14 protein-coding genes and 3 pseudogenes are annotated in these 18,804 nt (G+C 62.8%); 8 read left to right on the top strand and 9 right to left on the bottom strand.

Going from position 1 to position 18,804, the window contains the following annotated elements; translation table 11 throughout:
- Positions 1-54: 54 nt before the first annotated feature.
- Positions 55-690, bottom strand: a pseudogene (locus RLEG4DRAFT_RS61225) (transcriptional regulator NanR).
- A 171-nt stretch (positions 691-861) separates the two neighbouring features.
- Between RLEG4DRAFT_RS61225 and RLEG4DRAFT_RS61220 the strand changes: the two are divergent.
- Entirely contained in the window at positions 862-1,371 is a 510-nt protein-coding gene (locus RLEG4DRAFT_RS61220) for a GNAT family N-acetyltransferase (protein ID WP_003576384.1), read from the top strand.
- A gap of 291 nt (positions 1,372-1,662) precedes the next feature.
- The gene (locus RLEG4DRAFT_RS61215) at positions 1,663-2,556 is read left to right on the top strand and encodes a protein-L-isoaspartate O-methyltransferase family protein (RefSeq protein ID WP_003576386.1); all 894 of its coding nucleotides are present in this window, start codon (positions 1,663-1,665) and stop codon (positions 2,554-2,556) included.
- A gap of 1,106 nt (positions 2,557-3,662) precedes the next feature.
- Here RLEG4DRAFT_RS61215 and RLEG4DRAFT_RS61210 read toward each other — a convergent pair.
- A pseudogene (locus tag RLEG4DRAFT_RS61210) lies at positions 3,663-4,293 on the bottom strand (transposase); the annotation flags it as partial.
- A gap of 1,065 nt (positions 4,294-5,358) precedes the next feature.
- Between RLEG4DRAFT_RS61210 and RLEG4DRAFT_RS61205 the strand changes: the two are divergent.
- Both RLEG4DRAFT_RS61205 and RLEG4DRAFT_RS61200 read left to right on the top strand, forming a co-directional pair.
- A complete protein-coding gene (locus tag RLEG4DRAFT_RS61205; protein WP_003576388.1) occupies positions 5,359-6,435 on the top strand; it encodes a YihY/virulence factor BrkB family protein in 1,077 nt (358 codons plus the stop codon).
- Between the two features lie 87 nt (positions 6,436-6,522).
- A complete protein-coding gene (locus tag RLEG4DRAFT_RS61200; protein WP_003576390.1) occupies positions 6,523-7,806 on the top strand; it encodes a cystathionine gamma-synthase family protein in 1,284 nt (427 codons plus the stop codon).
- Between the two features lie 48 nt (positions 7,807-7,854).
- On the opposite strand, the gene RLEG4DRAFT_RS61195 is transcribed toward RLEG4DRAFT_RS61200, so the two are convergent.
- The 5 genes from RLEG4DRAFT_RS61195 to RLEG4DRAFT_RS61175 form a co-directional block, all read right to left on the bottom strand.
- Positions 7,855-8,268 (bottom strand): cupin domain-containing protein, encoded by a 414-nt coding sequence (locus tag RLEG4DRAFT_RS61195; protein WP_003576392.1) that lies wholly within the window; start codon positions 8,266-8,268, stop codon positions 7,855-7,857.
- Positions 8,269-8,406: 138 nt separating this feature from the next.
- Positions 8,407-9,171, bottom strand: a complete 765-nt coding sequence (locus tag RLEG4DRAFT_RS61190) for an SDR family oxidoreductase (RefSeq protein WP_003576395.1) — start codon at positions 9,169-9,171, stop codon at positions 8,407-8,409.
- Between the two features lie 555 nt (positions 9,172-9,726).
- Positions 9,727-10,926: a thiolase family protein gene (locus RLEG4DRAFT_RS61185; RefSeq protein WP_003576397.1), complete on the bottom strand. Its 1,200-nt coding sequence runs from the start codon at positions 10,924-10,926 to the stop codon at positions 9,727-9,729.
- Complete coding sequence (locus RLEG4DRAFT_RS61180; protein ID WP_003576399.1) at positions 10,904-12,427, bottom strand: class I adenylate-forming enzyme family protein; 1,524 nt, start codon at positions 12,425-12,427, stop codon at positions 10,904-10,906. Before RLEG4DRAFT_RS61180 ends, RLEG4DRAFT_RS61185 begins: the two co-directional genes overlap by 23 nt.
- 28 nt (positions 12,428-12,455) lie before the next feature.
- Positions 12,456-12,866: an acyl-CoA thioesterase gene (locus RLEG4DRAFT_RS61175; protein WP_003576401.1), complete on the bottom strand. Its 411-nt coding sequence runs from the start codon at positions 12,864-12,866 to the stop codon at positions 12,456-12,458.
- A 53-nt stretch (positions 12,867-12,919) separates the two neighbouring features.
- Between RLEG4DRAFT_RS61175 and RLEG4DRAFT_RS61170 the strand changes: the two genes are divergently transcribed.
- A complete protein-coding gene (locus tag RLEG4DRAFT_RS61170; protein WP_003576403.1) occupies positions 12,920-13,888 on the top strand; it encodes a zinc-dependent alcohol dehydrogenase family protein in 969 nt (322 codons plus the stop codon).
- A gap of 17 nt (positions 13,889-13,905) precedes the next feature.
- Here the strand turns inward: RLEG4DRAFT_RS61170 and RLEG4DRAFT_RS61165 are convergent, their stop codons facing one another.
- Positions 13,906-14,373, bottom strand: a complete 468-nt coding sequence (locus RLEG4DRAFT_RS61165; RefSeq protein ID WP_003576404.1) for a response regulator — start codon at positions 14,371-14,373, stop codon at positions 13,906-13,908.
- Positions 14,374-14,560: 187 nt separating this feature from the next.
- On the opposite strand from RLEG4DRAFT_RS61165, the pseudogene RLEG4DRAFT_RS61160 reads away from it, so the two are divergent.
- A pseudogene (locus RLEG4DRAFT_RS61160) lies at positions 14,561-14,845 on the top strand (DUF3299 domain-containing protein); the annotation flags it as partial.
- An 82-nt stretch (positions 14,846-14,927) separates the two neighbouring features.
- Positions 14,928-15,167 (top strand): AbrB/MazE/SpoVT family DNA-binding domain-containing protein, encoded by a 240-nt coding sequence (locus RLEG4DRAFT_RS61155; RefSeq protein ID WP_003576406.1) that lies wholly within the window; start codon positions 14,928-14,930, stop codon positions 15,165-15,167.
- Positions 15,168-15,558: 391 nt separating this feature from the next.
- On the opposite strand, the gene katG is transcribed toward RLEG4DRAFT_RS61155, so the two are convergent.
- A complete protein-coding gene (gene katG / locus RLEG4DRAFT_RS61150) occupies positions 15,559-17,745 on the bottom strand; it encodes a catalase/peroxidase HPI (RefSeq protein ID WP_003576408.1) in 2,187 nt (728 codons plus the stop codon).
- A gap of 142 nt (positions 17,746-17,887) precedes the next feature.
- Here katG and RLEG4DRAFT_RS61145 point away from each other — a divergent pair, with 142 nt between their 5' ends.
- Positions 17,888-18,802, top strand: coding sequence for a hydrogen peroxide-inducible genes activator (locus RLEG4DRAFT_RS61145; RefSeq protein ID WP_003576409.1), 915 nt, complete (start codon positions 17,888-17,890; stop codon positions 18,800-18,802).
- Positions 18,803-18,804: the final 2 nt, after the last annotated feature.

Genomic DNA, 18,804 nt, shown 5'->3' with positions numbered 1-18,804 from the left:
CCGGCACAGCATTGTTCCGCGGATGCTTATAAATGCGCACATACAGCGTTGAGCTTATTTTGCGTAAAGCGCGCGCGATCGTTCGAGGTGTTTGAGGAGCGCCATTTCCGAGCCGTCGACGTCATTGGCTTCGGGGCGGTCGACGATTTCGTCGTGTTCGGCGAGCGTGAACTTTTCCTTGCCGGTCCAGATCAGCATCTCGGTATGATATTCCTTCAGCCAAGCCAGCATGGCTTCGCTGACGGCGACGTAAATCGGGTTGCCTGAGATCTGGGCGATGCGGGTGTGGAACTCCATATCGGCATCGATGAACTCTTCGGCCCGACCGAGCGACAAGCGCTGGCGCTCGATGATGTCCCTGAGGTCGCTCGCGGGCCATGCCGCGCTCGAAGAAGATGCGGGCGCTTTTCAGATGCTCGAGTGAATCGGCCGATTGCGACGGCATGATCTTGGCGGTGAGGTCGACCTGGCGGAAGATCGACTTTGCCGTCAGCCTCAGGACCTTCGCCGTTCGCCGTCCGAAATGCTGACGAGACCTTTGTTGGCCAGCGACTGCATGGCCTCGCGGATGGTCGGCCGGCCGACGCCGAAGCGCTCCATCAGCACCCGTTCGGACGGCATTTCATCGCCGGGCTGAAGCTCGCCCGGCGCCGCCTCGGCTGCCATCACCCCGGCGATGGCGAAATTCATTCACCAGCACCATAATGGTTAGCTCAATGATCTACACCGGGTCTGGCTGACAAGGACGGCAATGCTGAGCCCTTCCGCAAAGTTTGGCTACAGGCATCGCTGCGAGCATGGCGACTTGTAATCTCCAAATCTCGCCGATAGGTTGTCGGCCGACGATGAGGTAGCCAAGACATGCACGTTCGAAAAGCCGCACGCTCCGATGCCGAGGAATTGAGTGCTTTGCTGAACGAGATCATCCGAGCCGGCGGAACCACAGCACTGGAGACCCCACTTTCGGCCGCCGAGTTCGCCGACTGGTTTATCGATGGCGAGTTTCCTCTTGTCTGCCATGTTGCAGAGCACAATCAATCGCTGGTCGGCTTTCAATCGCTGAGCGTATACGGCGATCCGCCAAAAGGGGTCGCCGACATCGCCACCTTCGCCCGAGTGAACTCGAAGACCCCAGGCGTCGGCAGCGCGCTTTTTCCCGCGACAAGGGACGCAGCGAAAGAGCTCGGGCTCGAATTCATCAATGCAACCATCCGCGCCGACAATGTCAGCGGACTTGGCTACTACGCGAAGATGGGCTTTGAGACCTATGACAGGCTGGTCCAGGTGCCACTACAGGATGGGACGCCGGTCGACAGGATCAAGAAGCGTTTCCGCGTAGGCGCCGGGGATCACACGGCGCCTCACGCCTGAGGAGCCGATGGCATTACCCGAGGATTTTGATGCGGCAGGGCGCGTGCTGCCTGGTCGCGGTCAGTGATATGCGGTGACGGATTCGAGTCTTCTAGCCCGGCATATTAAGCCTATGACGAAGCAACGTAGTTTTTTGCAAGGGAAGCGAAATCGTATTTAACTTCCGCCACAAGTCCCGACGGTTTGAGAGTCTCGCCACGCCCATTGATCGTGATCGGTCCGATTGGCGGATCCGCAGACCCAAAAGACCCAGGAGGCGGGAGGGATCGAAGCCATAACCGGAGATTAGTCATGCCCGATGCCTTGTTCACCGCCGAGGAACTTGCCTTGATCCGCCGCGCTTACGCCCATCAGGTGGTGGCAACCGCGGCAACGACGAACCCGCGCATCGAGGCTGCCTTTGCCGCTGTCCCTCGTGAAAAATTCCTCGGTCCGCCGCCATGGCAGATCGCCAATCTAGGTGGCGGATATCGCCCGTTGCTTTCCTCGGACGTGGTTCTGGCCTATCAGGATGCGCTGTTCGCCTTGCAGCCCGACAAGGGCGTCAACAATGGCAGTCCGTCGCTGCACGCCCGCCTCCTGGCGGAGCTGGACGTCCAGATCGGCGATCACATCGCTCATATCGGTGCCGGCACCGGTTATTATAGCGCCATTCTCGCGGAGTTGGTGGGCGCCACCGGCCACGTCCATGCCGTCGAGATGGATCCCGATCTGGCCGGCCACGCGCAGGCGGCACTTGCCGATCGGGCCAATGTCAGCGTCATCACCGCCGACGGCAATCAATGGCCGCAGCAGGAGGTGGATGCGATCTACGTGAATTTCGCCGTCGGGCGTCCTGCGGCGCCCTGGATCGAAAGGCTGCGACCTGGAGGGCGCCTGGTGTTGCCACTCGGCGTGCCGCGCCAGGGCCGGCCGGCGAATGGCGGTCGTCATGCGTCCCATGGCGCCGCGCTTCGTATCGATCGCGGCGCGACCGGATATGCGGCGCGTTGGATCGGCAATGCCTATTTCGTCTGCGCCAATGGCGGATTGACGACCGACGAGCAAGAGGTGGAGAAGCTGACGACCGCCTTCAAGCGCGGCGGCATCGAGTTCATCAAAAGCCTGCTCTGGAAGACGGAGCCGCGGATAGGACGCTGCTGGTATATCGGCGACCAATGGGCGCTCTGCTACGACGAGGCCTGAAGCCTTCATTCGGCGAGGGTCGGTCTATCGAAGCTTGACGCAGGCTCACTAATGCCTCCCCCCTGGCGCGACCTGGCGGCGGCATCTGAGGTGTTCTCTCGGAACAGGCGGCCAAACCCGAAGTGAAGATCAGTGACCAGCGACTCGATCGGCTGCATTTCTGGTGCGTCGCTCGCAACCTGCGCATGGGATGACGGCGACAATCGGTTCCTCTGCCGGCGGCAACGCGACGGCCGCGTCGCGATAGACGATGCAGGCACTTTGTTGGGCTGGCTCCGCAGACCTCGGATTTATTCGAGGAGCGGATCGACGGGTATGGAAACGGCAGGGGTCGCCAAATAACGAAAGCCCGGCGCGGGAGTGGAGCGCCGGGCTTCGATAGTGACCGACAGCCTTGGGGGGAGGAATGCTGTCCGTCGGACCGAAGCGGCTCGGAGGGGTTAAGCGCTTCGGTCCGCCATGAGGTAGTGCTGCGATGCGGCGAATTCAAGCTTGGCTGCTGGGCGGCGTGACGGTGACGCCGGAGGAGGATCGAAATAGCCGCTGCTTCTGATGGGCGCTGGCGGATTGTGCGTGGCGTTGTCCGCGGACAACTTCGGCTGCGGCTCTGGAATGGTTGCCTGTTGTCCGCGGACAACTGCTAGCAATTCCGTTCTCTCTGCCTACTCTTTGCACGTCGTCGCTGGCCGTTAGCGCGCGGCATAACCTCTCCTCCGTCATTCCTGTGCTTGTCACAGGAATCCAGCCGGCTTGCGTCTGCAGGCCGAAGGAACTCTTGAGCAACAAGAGTGGGTCTAGTGACGTGGCTACAGCAACGCACCTACTAGTCGGCGAGACGGCTCCAAATCTTCCGCCGCGTGCACACGCGGCTGCTGGATTCCTGTGACGAGCACAGGAATGACGGAGGGTGAGGTTGTGCCTGGTTTCCAATTCAAGGCTTGCCCCACCTATGAGGGCTGAAGCTTAGGCGGCGCGGACAACGATCAGTCATCATCCTGGTGAGGTGCACAGGGCGGAAGCTTGAAGGACACGCCCCAACGCCGCCTGTTGTATTCTTCGTCGTCGGTGCTCCGGCCTCGCACTTCCAGGCGCGCCTGTAGGGCGCCTCACCAACCGTGTTGTTGGGGCTGTTCCATGGCGTTCGTCTTTTGAGAATGGTGTTGATCATGATGATGAATTTTCGCATGGCGGCGACGAGGGCGACCTTGGGCGGATTGCCAGCATCGCGCAGCCGTTTGTGGAAGGCTTTGATGGCCGGGCTGCAGTGGATGGCCGCGAGCGTTGCCGTGTGGAGGGCGCATCGGACGGTGGCGCGGCCGCCAGCGATATGGCGCCGGCCGCGCCAGGTGTCGCTGTCGTGGGCGATAGGGGCGACGCCGACGAGGGCTGCGAGTTTCTTGTCGTCGATGGCGCGAGTTCGGGCAGTTCGGCGATCAGCACGGCGGCGCCGACCTCGCCGATGTCCGGGATCGTCAGCAGAAGGTCGCGGCGTGCGGCCATGTCGGGCTCGGCCTCGCTGGCGAGCGCGATGGCGGCATCGACGCGGGCGATCTGCGCCATGAGGGCGGCGAGCGTCTTGCCGGTCAGCGCTGCCACGGCTTGCGACGCAGCCGCCATGTCGACGAGCTGGCGGCGTCGAGTGAAGAGGGCAGCGAGCGCGATGCGGCCGTCGTCGAAATGGGGGATCTGTGCCGGCCGCATCGCTCTGGCGGAGTGGAGAATGACGCGGGCCTGATCGTTGTCCGCGCCGCCTAAGGTGAAGTTCTGATAGGTGGGTAAGCCTTGAATCGGAACCGAGGCACAGCCTTACTCTCCGTCATTCCTGTGCTCGTCACAGGAATCCAGTGGCCGCGTGTGCACGCGGCGGAGGATTCGCAGCCGCCTTGCCGTCTAGTCGCCGCATTGCTGTAGCCACGTCACTGGATCCGCTCTCTTGTTCCAGAGTCCTTTCGGCTTGCAGACGCAAGCCGGCTGGATTCCTGTGACAAGCAAAGGAATGACGGAGGAGGAGAGGGTGCGCCGCAGCTTGAGCCGTGCTTAAGGCAGGCGGGGACCAGACATACAAGGGGTGGGCCGAGAATCCTGGATTGTCAGTGGTTGTCCGCGGACAACGCCACGCAGAATTCGCCAGCACTCATCATTAGCTGCGGCGATTTCGGCCTCGTCCGGCGCCACCCGTCACGCCAACGGACAGCTTCCAAGAGAACCTAATCCTTGTACGCAGCCCCAGGCCGGTCCTCGAAGGACACGCCGCAACGCTGGCCATTCGTTGGGCGTCGGGGCACTCGCCTGGTTCTTCGAGGTTCCTAGGGGCATGAAGCGCTGGTGGAGCTGGAAGTTATCTTCGATGCGCTGAGGGCGATGTTTGCCGTGGACTGCGCGAGCGCCTCTTGTGGGCTATCTCCCGCGGCGCTATTGATACGGGGGCATCGTTTCGTGCTTGATGGCCAACGTCCGAGCTAGGGCGGTAGACGAAATTCGGGGCAAAATCGCGTTTTGCCCATCGCGCGAAGCCCGAATTTGCCGCTGGGGCCCGACAAAGTCGCCGAGCCGGCGGTCGTGTCCAGATATTCCCTAAGCTGCAGTGATGAAACCAAAGTCCTGTTTTGTTTCCGTATTTGGATAGTTATCAAATAAAATCAAACGATTATGATCTGAGTAATCGGTCCAGGTTTCCGCTCTGCAGCCCTCAATGGCCGCGGCCTCCCCTCCCCTGCGCTTCGAATCTCCGCGACAAAGCAACGGCTTGCATCCTTTTGCGGCACCCGGCGTTATCCACGCAGCAAATCGGAGGATAGGGTAATGGCAGATGCGCTCCCGCTCAAGAGATTGTCCATCGCCGCTGCGATGATGGCAGCGGCGATCGGGGCATTTGTGCTGATGCAGTCAAGGCAGGGCGATGCGCTGGCCCCGCCCGCCGAACCCCGCGCAATTGACGATCATGGTCGCAGCGCCGCCGTGCCCGAGGCTATTCCGCTCAGCGGGCTTCGTGATGTGTTCTGGCGGCTTTACCACGAAGTCCTGAACGACCGGGTGACACTCATTGCCGCGGGTGTGACCTTTTACCTGCTGCTGGCGCTGTTTCCCGCCATGGCCGCTCTGGTCTCTCTCTATGGGCTGATCGCCGATCCGATCACCATATCCGAGCATCTTCGCGAACTGGCCGGTCTATTGCCGCCGGGGGCCTTCGACCTTCTGGCCGATCAGATCAAGGAACTTGTCAGCAAGCGCGACAGTGCGCTCGGCATCACCTTCTTCGTCGGTCTCGGCATTGCGCTATGGAGCACGCATAGCGGCACGCTGGCGATCTTCGATGCAATGAATGTGGCCTATGAGGAGAACGAAAAGCGCGGCCTCATTCGGTTGAACCTCGTCGGCCTCTGCTTCACCTTCAGCGCCATGCTTCTGATGGTGGTCATGGTGGCGCTTGTGGGCGTCATGCCGGTTGTCCTCTCGTATCTCTGGCTCGATCAGTTCAAGGAGCACATGGCCCTTCTTCTGCGGTGGCCGCTGCTTCTGCTGGTCGTCGCGGTGGCGGTGACCTCCGTCTACCGCTTCGGCCCGAGCCGAGAGCCTGCCAAGCTGCGGTGGATGACGTGGGGTGCTGCTCTGACGACGGTCGCCTGGGCGGCGATGTCGCTTGCCTTCTCTTTCTATCTCGATCATTTCGCCAATTATAACGCGACCTACGGCACGCTCGGTGCGCTGATCGGCTTCCTCATCTGGATCTGGCTTTCCGTCGTCATTCTCGTCATCGGCGCAGAACTGAACGCGGAACTGGAACATCAGACCGCCAGGGACACGACGACCGGCACGCCGCTGCCGATGGGTGCGCGCGGCGCCTATGTCGCAGACACTTTGGGCGAGGCCGTCAACTGATCATTGAGGAGCATCATCGATGACTGCTCCTCTGATGCAGTTTTGATGTAGTTTATCCCTTGGGCAATCCCGACAGAGGAGACGATCATGACGGCCCCGCATCCTTCCAAAACGCATATCGGCAATCATGCACTGCATCCCGAAACGCAGATGCTGAATTACGGCTACGATCCCGAACTCTCGGAAGGGGCGGTCAAACCGCCGGTATTCCTCACCTCCACCTTCGTGTTCAATTCGGCCGAGGATGGCCGCGACTTTTTCGACTACGTTTCGGGCCGCCGCGAACCGCCGGCGGGGAAAGGCGCGGGTCTCGTCTATTCACGCTTCAACCACCCCAACAGCGAGATCGTCGAGGACAGGCTGGCCGTCTATGAGCGGACGGAAAGCGGCGTGCTTTTCTCATCCGGCATGGCGGCGATCGCCACCACCCTGCTGGCCTTCGTCAGGCCGGGCGATGCGGTGCTGCATTCGCAGCCACTTTACGGGGGAACGGAAACATTGCTGGCCAAGACCTTCCTGAACCTTGGCGTCGCCGCCATCGGCTTTGGCGACGGCGTCAGCGAAGACTCGGTGCAGAAGGCGGCGGAAGAGGCGATGGCCAAGGGCCGCGTTTCCGTCATCCTGATCGAGACGCCCGCCAATCCGACCAACGGCCTGGTCGATGTTGCGATGATCCGGCGCATAGCCGACGCGATCGGCGCAAAGCAGGGGCATACGCCGATCGTCGTCTGCGACAATACCCTGCTCGGCCCGGTCTTCCAGCGGCCGATCGAACACGGCGCCGATATCTCGCTCTATTCGCTGACGAAATATGTCGGCGGCCATTCCGACCTGATCGCCGGCGCCGTTCTCGGCCGCAAGGCCATCGTCAAGCAGGTCAAGGCGCTGCGCGGGGCGATCGGCACGCAGCTCGATCCGCATTCCTGCTGGATGCTCGGCCGCTCGCTGGAAACGCTGCAGCTGCGCATGGAGCGGGCAAACAGCAATGCGCGGGCCGTCGCCGATTTTCTGCGCGATCATCCGAAGGTCGAGAAGGTTCACTACCTGCCTTATCACGATCCGGACTCGCCGGCCGGCCGGACCTTTGCCGCGCAATGCACCGGCGCCGGCTCCACCTTCTCCTTCGACATCCGCGGCGGCCAGCCGGCCTCGTTCAAATTCCTGAATGCGCTGCAGGTGTTCAAACTGGCGGTCAGCCTGGGAGGTACGGAATCGCTGGCGAGCCACCCGGCCGCCATGACACATTCCGGCGTGCCCGCCGATGTCCGCCAGCGCATCGGCGTGCTGGAATCGACGATCCGTCTGTCGATCGGCATCGAACATCCGGACGATCTGATCGCCGACCTGGAAATGGCGCTGCAGGCGGCCTGACACGGCGGGGAAATCGATGCCCGGCGGCGCCGGGCATCGTGGGTAACGTCACTTGTCGTCGGTCGTCAGTTCCGTCTCGTCGGTATTCAGCACGAAGACCGCAAGCAGGCGAGCCGGCTTTGTCTTGCTGGCATTCTTGCTGACGGCATGATGGTCGCCCGGAAATTCGGGAAAGCTTTCGCCGGCCTTATAGACCTTCTCCGGCCCGTCATTGACCTTGCTGGTGATCGCCCCTTCGAGAACGGTGGCGTAGATGAAAGCCGAGGCCGGGTGCGTATGGCCGGGCGACGAGCCGCCGGGCCCATATTCGACGAGCACCGCCCGCATGCTCTTGCCGGGAACATTGGGAAGCTTCTGGTCGAAAACGACGCGAACCTTGGCGTCGCCGCCTGCAGCCTGAGCCTGAGTGCCGGCGGCAAGGACAATGCCGAGCGCGGCCGCCGAGATCATTTTTCTGAGCATATCTGGTCTCCTGTGTTGATGGGACGTGGTCTCGCCGCTAGCGCGGTTCAGGTTTCACGGAAGCGCAGAACCGCTTTAAGCTTTTGTTTTTACGCAATTCCGGACGGAAAACCGCTTCGCACTTTTCCTGGAATTGCTCTAGGCGCTCTTTTTCTGCGGCGGCTGCCGGCTCAGCCAATCGTCGAAGCGGATCCGGCCGAGCCGCGCCTGCGGCCCCGTTACCAGCGAGTTATCCTCAAGCTCGACGCCGAAATAGCGGGCGTGGGGATCGGCGATCACCTGGCGCGGATCGTTCGTCGCTTTCAGGAGGCGCGTGACGATGTCGGTGAGGCGGATTTTCTCCGGCCCGCCGATCTCGATCGTGCCGTTCACGGGTGCGGCGATCGCCACCTCGGCCATAACGTCGGCGACGTCATCGGAGGCGATTGGCTGCACATAGGCCGGCGAAAGACGCACGGTCTGGCCGACGGTGCCTGACTGCGCGATGCCGGCAATGAATTCGTGAAACTGTGTGGAATGCACGATGGTATAGGGGATGCCAGAAGCCTTGATCAGCTCTTCCTGGGCCATCTTGGCGCGCATATAGCCGCTGCCCTGCAGCCGCTCCATGCCGACGATCGACAGCGCGATGTGATGCTTGACGCCGGCCGCAGTCGCTGCCTTGAGCAGATTGCGGCCCGAGGTCTGGAAGAATTCCAGCACCGCCTTGTCCTCGAAGGAGGGCGAGTTGGCGAGATCGAGCACCACCTCAGCGCCTGTAAGCGCCTCCGTCAGGCCCTTACCGGTGATCGTGTCGACGCCGGAATTCGGCGATGCCGCCAGCACATCGTGTCCCTTGTTGCGCAATCTCTCCACGGTCTTCGAGCCGATCAGGCCGGTGCCGCCGATAATGACGATCTTCATGGGTAGTCTCCTTGTCCTTTACGAGGATTTCCTCTGTTGACCTGAGGTGGCTGCCGAAATCGCTTGCCTCGGCGAGGCAAGCGATTTCATCGGTATGGGGAGGCCCACGCGGGATTTTCCGCGCGGCCTGCCGCAGCCGATGGACAGCAGAATGCGCCGGATCGTGAGCCTGAACCATTCTCCCTCGGTCGCTGTCGTCCTATGCCAAAGCAGTAGGGCGGCTCGCCCTGCGATCGAAGCGTCTTGCGGAATGGAGGGGATTTTGCGTCATCCGGAATCGGCCGAACCGACCCTTACGGCAAGCTGCTGCTTCTTCGCACATGCCGGCCGAGGGGACCGCTGGCCAGCCCCCCAATCAGCCTGCCGGCACTTCTTCCCGTAAAGGGGCCGCTGCGCCGGCTTCCTCCATCTCGACGTTGCGTGTGGCACGTCCGCTCCCCCCGTTTTTACGGGGGTCCGAAGGACGGGTCGAGGCCCGTAGCTCGATCCTGGTCAGGTTAGGGTGAGGGCGGCTTTCGGGTCCGAGCGCAGTGAAAGCGAAGGCGGGCCGTCTTTTCAAGAAAGGTGAACGGCCTCGAACAGCGCCGTCAATCCGATGCCGCCGCCTGTGCCGATCATGGCGAGGCCGGTCGCGGCGGGTGACCAGCTGTCGCCGCGGACCAGTTGACTATATAGCCGGGTAACGAGAATTGCGCCTGATGCCCCGAACGGATGGCCGAGCGCGATGGCGCCGCCCTCGCTGTTGACTGCATCGGCTGAGATATCCAGCTGATCGAGCGAGGCCAGGACCTGGGCGGCGAAAGCCTCGTTGAACTCGATGGCATCGAGGCTGAAAAGCGAGAGCCCGGGTTGACGCTGCATGAGCTTCCTGGTCGAAGCCACCGGGCCGATGCCGAGCAGGTTGGGATCGACACCGGCGGCGGCGCTGTCGATGAAGGCGAGGCCTTTTTCGATGCCGAGGCTTCTGGCCATGCCGCGGCTGATGACGAGCACCAGGCAGGCGCCGTCATTGACAGGACAGGCATTGCCTGCCGTGACCGAACCGTCGGCCAGGAAGACGGGCCGGAGATTTGCCAATGCTTCAATCGATGTCGTAGGGCGCGGGCATTCGTCCCGCTCGACCAGTCCGTGGCCGGTGGCGATTTCGACGATCTCGGGTCGAAACAGGCCCGTCTCGGCGGCCGCGACGGCGAGCCGGTGGCTGCGGAGCGCCAACTCGTCCTGTCTCTGGCGTGTGATGCCGAATTGACGGGCGACGTTTTCGGCGGCAATGCCCATATCGGGATCGCCCACCGTTTCAGGGGAAAACCGGGCGCGGCCATAAAAGCGCGGCAGCGCCCCATTGGCTTTCGGCTGTTCGACGCGCCATGGCGCGGTGCTGACGCTCTCGACGCCGCCGGCAAGGAAACACGCGCCGGCTTTCGCCTGGATCAGGCGGGCAGCCATGATGATCGCTTCCAGGCCGGAACCGCATTGCCGGTCGATGGCGACACCGGGAACCGCCATCGGCAAGCCGGCGGCAAGGGCCGCCAGCCGCCCGATATTGCCGCCGCCGCCGGCGGCATTGCCGACCATGACGTCGTCTATGGCTTCGGGCGCAATGCCCGTTTCGGCGACGATCCGGCGGATGATCGGCGCAAGCAGGTCTTCGGCTGCAACCGTCGAAAGCGATCCGAAGGCCCGGCCGATCGGGGTGCGGTAAGCGGCAACCACGACCGGCTGCCAATCCTCGTCAGGCTGATAGGCGTAGGACAAGACCGTCTCCCGAAATGACCGCCGCTTCCACCTGCCCCCTGGAAATCTTGCCGCTGCTCGTCATCGGCCAGGAGGCGATATGGTAGAATTGCCTGGGGATCTTGAACCTGGCGAGCTGCCGGGCGCAATGGTCGGCCAGCATTTTTGTGTCTGACGCGTCTCCCGAGACGACCGCCACGATCCGCTGGCCATAATACGCATCCGGCAGCCCGAAGACGACGGCGTCCTCGACGCCGGGGCAGGCCTTCAAGGCACTCTCGACTTCGGCGGGATAGACGTTGTTGCCGCCCGATATCATCATACCGCCTGCCCGGCCGATCACCCGCAGCATGCCGTTTTCGTCGAGTTCGCCGAGATCTCCGACTGTCGCACCTGCCTCGCTGACCCGGAACGCCTGGCCGTCGTCGCCCCAGAGATAACCGTCGGCGATCAGATCGCTCCTGACGAAAATGGTGCCAGGCACATCGGTCCCGACGTCGTTTCCGTCAGGATCGCGAATGGAAATCTCGACGCCGGGATAGGCCTGCCCCACCCGATCGATCGGAAAATCGCGCGCGCCGCCGACCAGCGTCGAGACGGTCATGAAGCCGATCTCGGATGCGCCGTAATATTCGCGGATGCGGGCATTCGGAAAAAGGCGGCGCATGGATTCGACGCCGTTCACGTCCAACTTGGCGCCGGCAGTCAGGACGTCGCGCAGGGCAGTCAGCGCCGGTTCGGCGGCTGAGGCCCTTGATATGCCGGCGATGTGCGTCGGCACGGCAACCAGCCGTTCGATCTCTTCGGCGGAGAGAATGCGGGCGACGGCAGCCGGATCCCATTTTCTCACCGAATGGAAGGTGCCGCCCGCATCCAGAGCTTCGACCAGGGCGTAAAGCGCCAGCCCATGCGCCAGGGCGCCCGGGCACATGGTGGACGGGGCGTCTTCGAGTTCGAAAACTGCACGGCCGCGATCGAGGCTCCGGCGCCACTGCTCGCGCGAGCGATAATAGGCTTTCGGCTCGGCGGTGGTGCCTGAGGTAAAGCCGATCAGGAAGATGCCCTCGGCATCATCAGGCAGGTCGCCTTCCGTCTCGGTGAGATCGAAGGGCTCCGCTCCGGCGGTGATGACGGGAACGCCGAGCCTGCGGCCGATCGCGGCGCTTGGGCTCGCATCGTCGTCGACGACAAGCACGTCAGGGGCCAGGCGCTCGATGATGCGCTCGATCCGTTCCGGCGGCATCATCGGGTCGATCACCGCGCAGGCATTCGGCGAGGCGGTGGCGGCGAGAAAATATTCGGCAAAGCCGATATGGTTGCCGAGACTGAGGGCCGCAAGTTTGTCGACGCCGGGCAGATCGAGCCTGCGGCGGTTCGAGCCCGGCAGTTGCCGGAGAAAGCGGTAAAGCGCCTTGGCGCGCCCATTGAGTTCGCCATAGCTCCGGGAACGGCCATCGATCAGCAGGGCCGGCTTATCCGGCCTTTCCGTTGCATGTCGAAGAAGCTGCTTATGGATCGGCATGGAGACCCGCTGGTTTGAAGATCGGCCGTCAGCCTAAAGCGGTCTTTGTGGCGTCGGGAATTGGCGTCGGGCGACTGTCGGCAAGGCCGACGCAGACCCAGACGAACCCTGCCGAGGCGCAATGGGCACCGTCGCGCTGGCGAAACAGTTCGATCGCAAAGGAGAGGCTCGTGCGCCCGATTTTCTCGACGGTCACCTTGGCCTCGACGATATCGTCGACGTCGATGGGGTTGTGAAAAGTGATCTCCGCCTTCTTCACGTGATAGGCAACGCCGGAGGAGGTGTGGCGGAAGTGGCTGAGAATTTGCCGGTGCCGCAGGAACTCGACGACCGCATCCTCGCAATAGTCGAGGTAAACCGAGTTATGGACATGACCATAGATATCGATGTCTCGCATCGAGACCCGGAAGGATGCTAAAGGCCTGTCGTCAACACTCATGCGGTCACCGAAAATTGGTGGGCTGTTCTAACCGCTGTTGTCTGGGGGATGCAATGCAATATCAGGCGGTCGTGAGAAAATTCGGGCCGGCCGAGGAGGTTGTCGAGATCGAGCGGGCCGCGTTGCCGGTGCTGCGCCGCGATCAGGTCCGGGTGCGCCTGCTCGCACGGTCGATCAATCCATCCGACATCATCACCATATCGGGCGCCTATGCCGGCCGCACGACCCTGCCCTTCATCCCCGGCTTCGAAGCTTTTGGCGTGGTCGAGGCGTGCGGAGAAGAGGTTCATGGCCTTTCCCCGGGGACGCGCGTACTGCCGGTGCGCAGCGCCGGCGGATGGCAGGAAGTCAAGGATACCGATCCCAGCTGGTGCCTTCGGGTTCCGGACACACTCTCCGACTTCGAAGCGACGACGAGCTATGTCAACCCGATGACGGCCTGGCTGATGCTGCACAAGAAGATCGGCCTGAAGCCGGGCATGCGCATCGCCATCAATGCCGCTGCCTCGTCGATCGGATCGATATTGATCGGCCTGGCCAATGCCGGCGGCGTTGCGCCGATCGCGATCGTCCGCAGCGAGCAATCCCTTCAGCGCCTGCGCGGCCGGCTCGAAGCCGTCATCGTCGACAAAGCGGACGGTGACCTGGCCGCCGGGCTTGCCGGCCGGCATGGGCTCGACGCGGTGCTCGACTGCGTCGGCGGCGGGCGCGCCTCCATCCTCGCCGATGCGCTCAAACCCGGCGGGCATTTCGTGCATTACGGCCTGCTCTCGGGGCAAAGCATCCCCAATTCCTTCTGGGCCTCCCATCCCGATATTTTCTTTTCCTACTTTCACCTTCGGGAATGGGTTCACTCCGAAGCCGTGGGCGAAGTCCAGCACGCCTATTTTGGAGTGGCCGCGCAGATCGCTTCGAAGGTGATCGCGACCGAGGTGCGGGAGGTCTTTCCCCTGGAAAGGGTCGGTGATGCCCTGCGCTCCGCCCTTCCCTTCCGGGCGGGTGGCAAGGTGCTGCTCGCCTGATCGGGCAAACACTGCGATCAATCGATGCGGGGACGTTCCGATTTCGGCGCCGCCAGCCCGTGTTTGGCAAGCGCCAGCGTCAGGATGCGGGTTTCGAGCAGGTTGAAGATGCGCAGGACGGCCTCGATCGCATCGAAGGGCTTCGTCAGGAAATCTTTGGCGCCGAGCGACAGCGCGCGCCTGCGCGTCGGCAAGGTCGCATCGGCTGTGAGAACCAGGATCGGCAGGTAGCTGTTTTCGGGAATGAGCCGTGCGAAGGTCTCCAGCAAGGCGAAACCGTCGAGATCGGGCATCATCAGGTCGAGGAGAACGAGATCGATCGAATGCTCGCGGAAAAGCCGCAAGGCCTCGCGCGGCTCGGTGGTGCTGATCAGCGCGTTGAAGCCCTCGCGCTTGAGAATGCGCTCCAGCAGCGAAACATTGGCGGGCTCGTCATCGACGATCAGGATTGTCGAGGCTCGCACGGTATCGGTGGAATCTGTCATGGCCAAACTACGTCGAAAACGGTGCTAAGTTCATATCAACCGGTGCGGCCAAATCAAAGACGATGTCTCACGGCGAGCTTTCGACGGCAAGGCCGCGCTCTTCTATCGCCGCAGGCGCGCGCGGCAGATCGACATGGAAGCTAGCCCCACCGTCCGGCCGGTTGCTGAAGCCAAGCGTTCCGCCCAGCTGGTGCCTTGGGCCGGGGCCTGCAGCCACACCCCTTCCCCGCCGCCCAACCAGCTGGTTCGTGTCGTTCCGGAAAAACCCCTGCACCTCGGAAGAATGTACGAGACCGTCACCGTGACGGGCACCCTGCGGCCCGGCCTGGATCAGGCGCAATTCTTCATGATCGACGGCGTTCGCGTCCTTACCTACGGCTACAGCATGAGCCATGCCGAGGTAGCGAAAGCGACGGCGACGGATGATCCCGATCTGCTGACGCTCTCGCCTTTCGGGATTCTGCCTCGTTAGTGGGAGCGCGAAGACGGCTTCTTACGCGCGCCGCCAGTCGCGTATATATAGAAACATATACAGAGGCTGCGGAGGGCTTTCTATGCCGCGATATGCGCGTGTGTTTCAATCCGGCAATTCGCAGGCCGTCCGGCTGCCAAAGGACTTTCGCTTTGACGTGGACCAGGTGGAGGTGACGCGGGAGGGCGATGCCGTCATTCTCAGGCCTCGGACCTATCATGGCAGGCGGTGGGCGTCATTGCGGATCGCTCTCGAACGCGGCCTCAGTGACGATTTCATGGCGCAAGGGCGAGAGCAACCCGGGGATCAGGAGAGGCCCTGAAAGGCGAGGTGGATGCGCTGTTGACCGTCATGCCCCTGCGGTTGCGCACCTTAGGATGGCGACGGATAGGGCGTGCCGTGTGATACCCCTCTGTCCTGCCGGACATCTCCCCCACAGGTGGGGAGATCGGCAAGCGGTTGGATCATCCGTCCCTCTCTGCCGCATCGAAATAAATACGCGGTAGTTGTTTGGGGAAGCCATCGCGCCCGGCCAATCTCCACCCTTGTGGGGGAGATGCCCGGCAGGGCAGAGGGGGGTGCCACAGGCACGCCGGTAATGGTCGCGCCGTAGGATGCCGCCCAAGCTCTGGGCACCCTTCCCATTCGAAGGCACCTAAAAAGAAAAAGCCCGGGCGCAGCTGAAACTGCGCCCGGGCCAAAATTGCTGCCGATCAGACGAGGTCGAAGCGGTCGGCGTTCATGACCTTGTTCCAGGCGGCGACGAAGTCCCTGACGAACTTCTCCTTGGCGTCGGCCTGGCCGTAGACTTCGGCAAAGGCGCGCAGCTGCGAGTGCGAGCCGAAGATCAGGTCGACGCGCGTGCCGGTCCATTTGGCAGCGCCCGTCTTGCGGTCGCGGCCTTCATAGACGCCGTCCTTGCCGGCAGCAGGAACCCACTGGGTAGCCATGTCGAGCAGGTTGACGAAGAAGTCGTTCGTCAGCGTCTCGGGACGCGAGGTGAAGACGCCATGCTCCGGCTGGCCGGCCTTCAGCACGCGCAGGCCGCCGACCAGAACGGTCATTTCGGGACCGGTTAGCGTCAGCAGCTGGGCGCGGTCGACGAGGGCTTCTTCCGGCTTCATGAACTGCAGGCGCTTGCCGTTCACATAGTTGCGGAACCCGTCGATGCGCGGCTCGAGCGCGGCGAAGGAATGCGCGTCGGTCTGGGCTTCGGAAGCATCCGCACGGCCCGGCGTAAACGGCACGCTGACGGACTGGCCGCCGGCCGCTGCCGCCTTCTCGACGCCGGCTGCACCTGCAAGCACGATCAGGTCGGCGAGCGAGATCTTCTTGCCGCCGGTCTGGGCGGCGTTGAAGTCCTTCTGGATGCCTTCGAGAACGCCAAGCACCTTGGCGAGCTGGGCGGGCTGATTGGCGTCCCAATCCTTCTGCGGAGCCAGGCGGATGCGCGCGCCGTTGGCGCCGCCGCGTTTATCGGAGCCGCGGAAGGTCGAGGCCGAGGCCCAGGCGGTCGAAACCAGTTCCTGCACGGTGAGGCCGGTGGCAAGAACCTTTGCCTTGATGTCCGCAATGTCCTTGTCGTCGACGAGGGGATGGTCGACGGCTGGGATCACGTCCTGCCAGATCAGGTCTTCTGCCGGCACTTCCGGGCCGAGGTAGCGCACCTTCGGGCCCATGTCGCGGTGGGTCAGCTTGAACCAGGCGCGAGCGAAGGCGTCGGCGAACTGATCGGGATTTTCGAGGAAGCGGCGCGAGATTTTCTCGTAGACCGGGTCGAAACGCAGGGCCAGGTCGCTGGTCAGCATGGTCGGCAGATGCTTCTTGCCGGCATCATAAGCATCCGGAATGGAGGCTTCGGCGTTCTTGGCTTGCCACTGCTTGGCACCGGCCGGGCTCGTCGTCAGTTCCCATTCGAAAGCGAAAAGGTTTTCGAAGAAGTAGTTGCTCCACTTGGTCGGCGTCTGCGACCAGGTGACTTCGAGGCCGGCGGTGATCGCATCCTTGCCGACGCCGGTGCCGAACGAGCTCTTCCAGCCGAGGCCCTGGTCCTCGATCGCGCCGCCTTCTGGCTCGGCGCCGATCAGGGAGGGGTCGCCGGCGCCGTGCGTCTTGCCGAAGGTGTGGCCGCCGGCGATCAGCGCCACGGTCTCTTCGTCGTTCATCGCCATGCGGGCGAAGGTTTCGCGGATGTCACGGGCGGAGGCGATCGGATCGGCATTGCCGCCCGGACCTTCCGGATTGACGTAGATAAGGCCCATCTGCACGGCGCCGAGCGGTTCTGCCAGCTGGCGTTCGCCGCTATAGCGCTCGTCGCCGAGCCAGGTGCCTTCAGGGCCCCAGTAGAGTTCTTCCGGCTCCCAGACGTCGGCGCGGCCGCCGGCGAAGCCGAAGGTCTTGAAGCCCATGGATTCGAGCGCAACGTTGCCGGTGAGGATCAGGAGGTCGGCCCAGGAGATGCGGTTGCCGTATTTCTGCTTGATCGGCCACAGCAGGCGGCGGGCCTTGTCGAGGTTGGCATTGTCAGGCCAGCTGTTCAGCGGCGCAAAACGCTGCTGGCCCTGACCGGCGCCGCCGCGGCCGTCGGTGATGCGGTATGTGCCGGCGCTATGCCAGGCCATGCGGATGAACAGGCCGCCGTAGTGACCGAAATCGGCCGGCCACCAATCCTGCGAATCCGTCATCAGCGCGTGAAGATCCTGCTTCAGCGCGTCAAGATCGAGCTTCTTGAACTCCTCGGCATAATCGAAGGCCTGGCCGAGCGGATCGGCGCGGCCGGAATTGTGATGAAGAATCTGCAGGTTCAGCTGGTCCGGCCACCAGTCGCGGTTGGCTCGGGCGCGTGGCGTATTGCCATGTGCGACAGGACATTTGCCTGCGCTGTCAGTGGGGTTGTCCATGATCGTCTCCTTCATTGCTTGGTCTTCTGCCTGTCAAAAGATGAGCCGAGCTGGCGCCCCACTCTCTCCCCTGCAGCCTTCATATCGGAAGCATGTAATAATTTTAAGTTGGATTTACTGATCGCTGCGATAAGCTGAGGTTATGAAAAACCTTACCTTGAAACAGCTACGTTATTTTGAAGCCTTGGCAAGGGATGGCCGCTTTCGCCGTGCCGCCGATGCCTGCGCCATCTCCCAGCCGGCGCTCTCCATGCAGATCAAAGAACTCGAGCAGGAATTGGGCAGCGGGCTCTTTGAGCGCAGCGCGCGCGAGGTGAAGCTCACCCCCTTCGGCCAGAGCTTCGCTCTGAGGGTCCGAGACATCCTGCGGGCGGTGGACGAGCTGGGGGAATTTGCCCGTGCCTCCCGCGATTCCTTCCTCACGCGCCTGCGCATCGGCATCATCCCGACGATCGCGCCCTATCTGCTGCCGGCGATTATAAACGATCTCAACAAAAGCTTCGCCGGAATTCAGATCGAGGTGCGCGAGACGCAGACGGCAAAGCTGGTTCAGGAGCTGGCGCAAGGCCAGCTGGATACCGCAATCGTCGCACTGCCCGTATCGGAGCCATCGCTGACCGAGCTCGAACTCTTCAGGGAGGAGTTCGTGCTAGTGCGGCGGCCCGAAGACGAGGGCAAGCCGGTACCCGAGCGCGAGGCGCTGCGCGAAATGCGGTTGCTGCTGCTGGAAGAAGGTCACTGCTTCCGCGATCAGGCGCTGTCGTTCTGCAAGATCGGACCGGCCCGCCCGCGGGAAGTGATGGAAGGCAGCTCGCTCTCCACCTTGGTCCAGATGGTCAGCGCCGGCATCGGCATCACCTTGATTCCGGAGATGGCCGTCCCTCTGGAAACGCGTTCGGCGCATGTTGCGATCTCGCGCTTCCACTCTCCGCAGCCGTCTCGGACAATTGGCATGATCTGGCGCAATTCGACACCCATGGCCAAACAGTTGCTGCAGGTTTCCGAGGCGGTGCGCCGGTCGGCCGATTTCATGCACGAACGACAGCTCGAACGGTAATG

Source organism: Rhizobium leguminosarum bv. trifolii WSM2297 (genome assembly GCF_000271845.1).
This window is presented reverse-complemented; position numbering and strand designations above follow the sequence as displayed.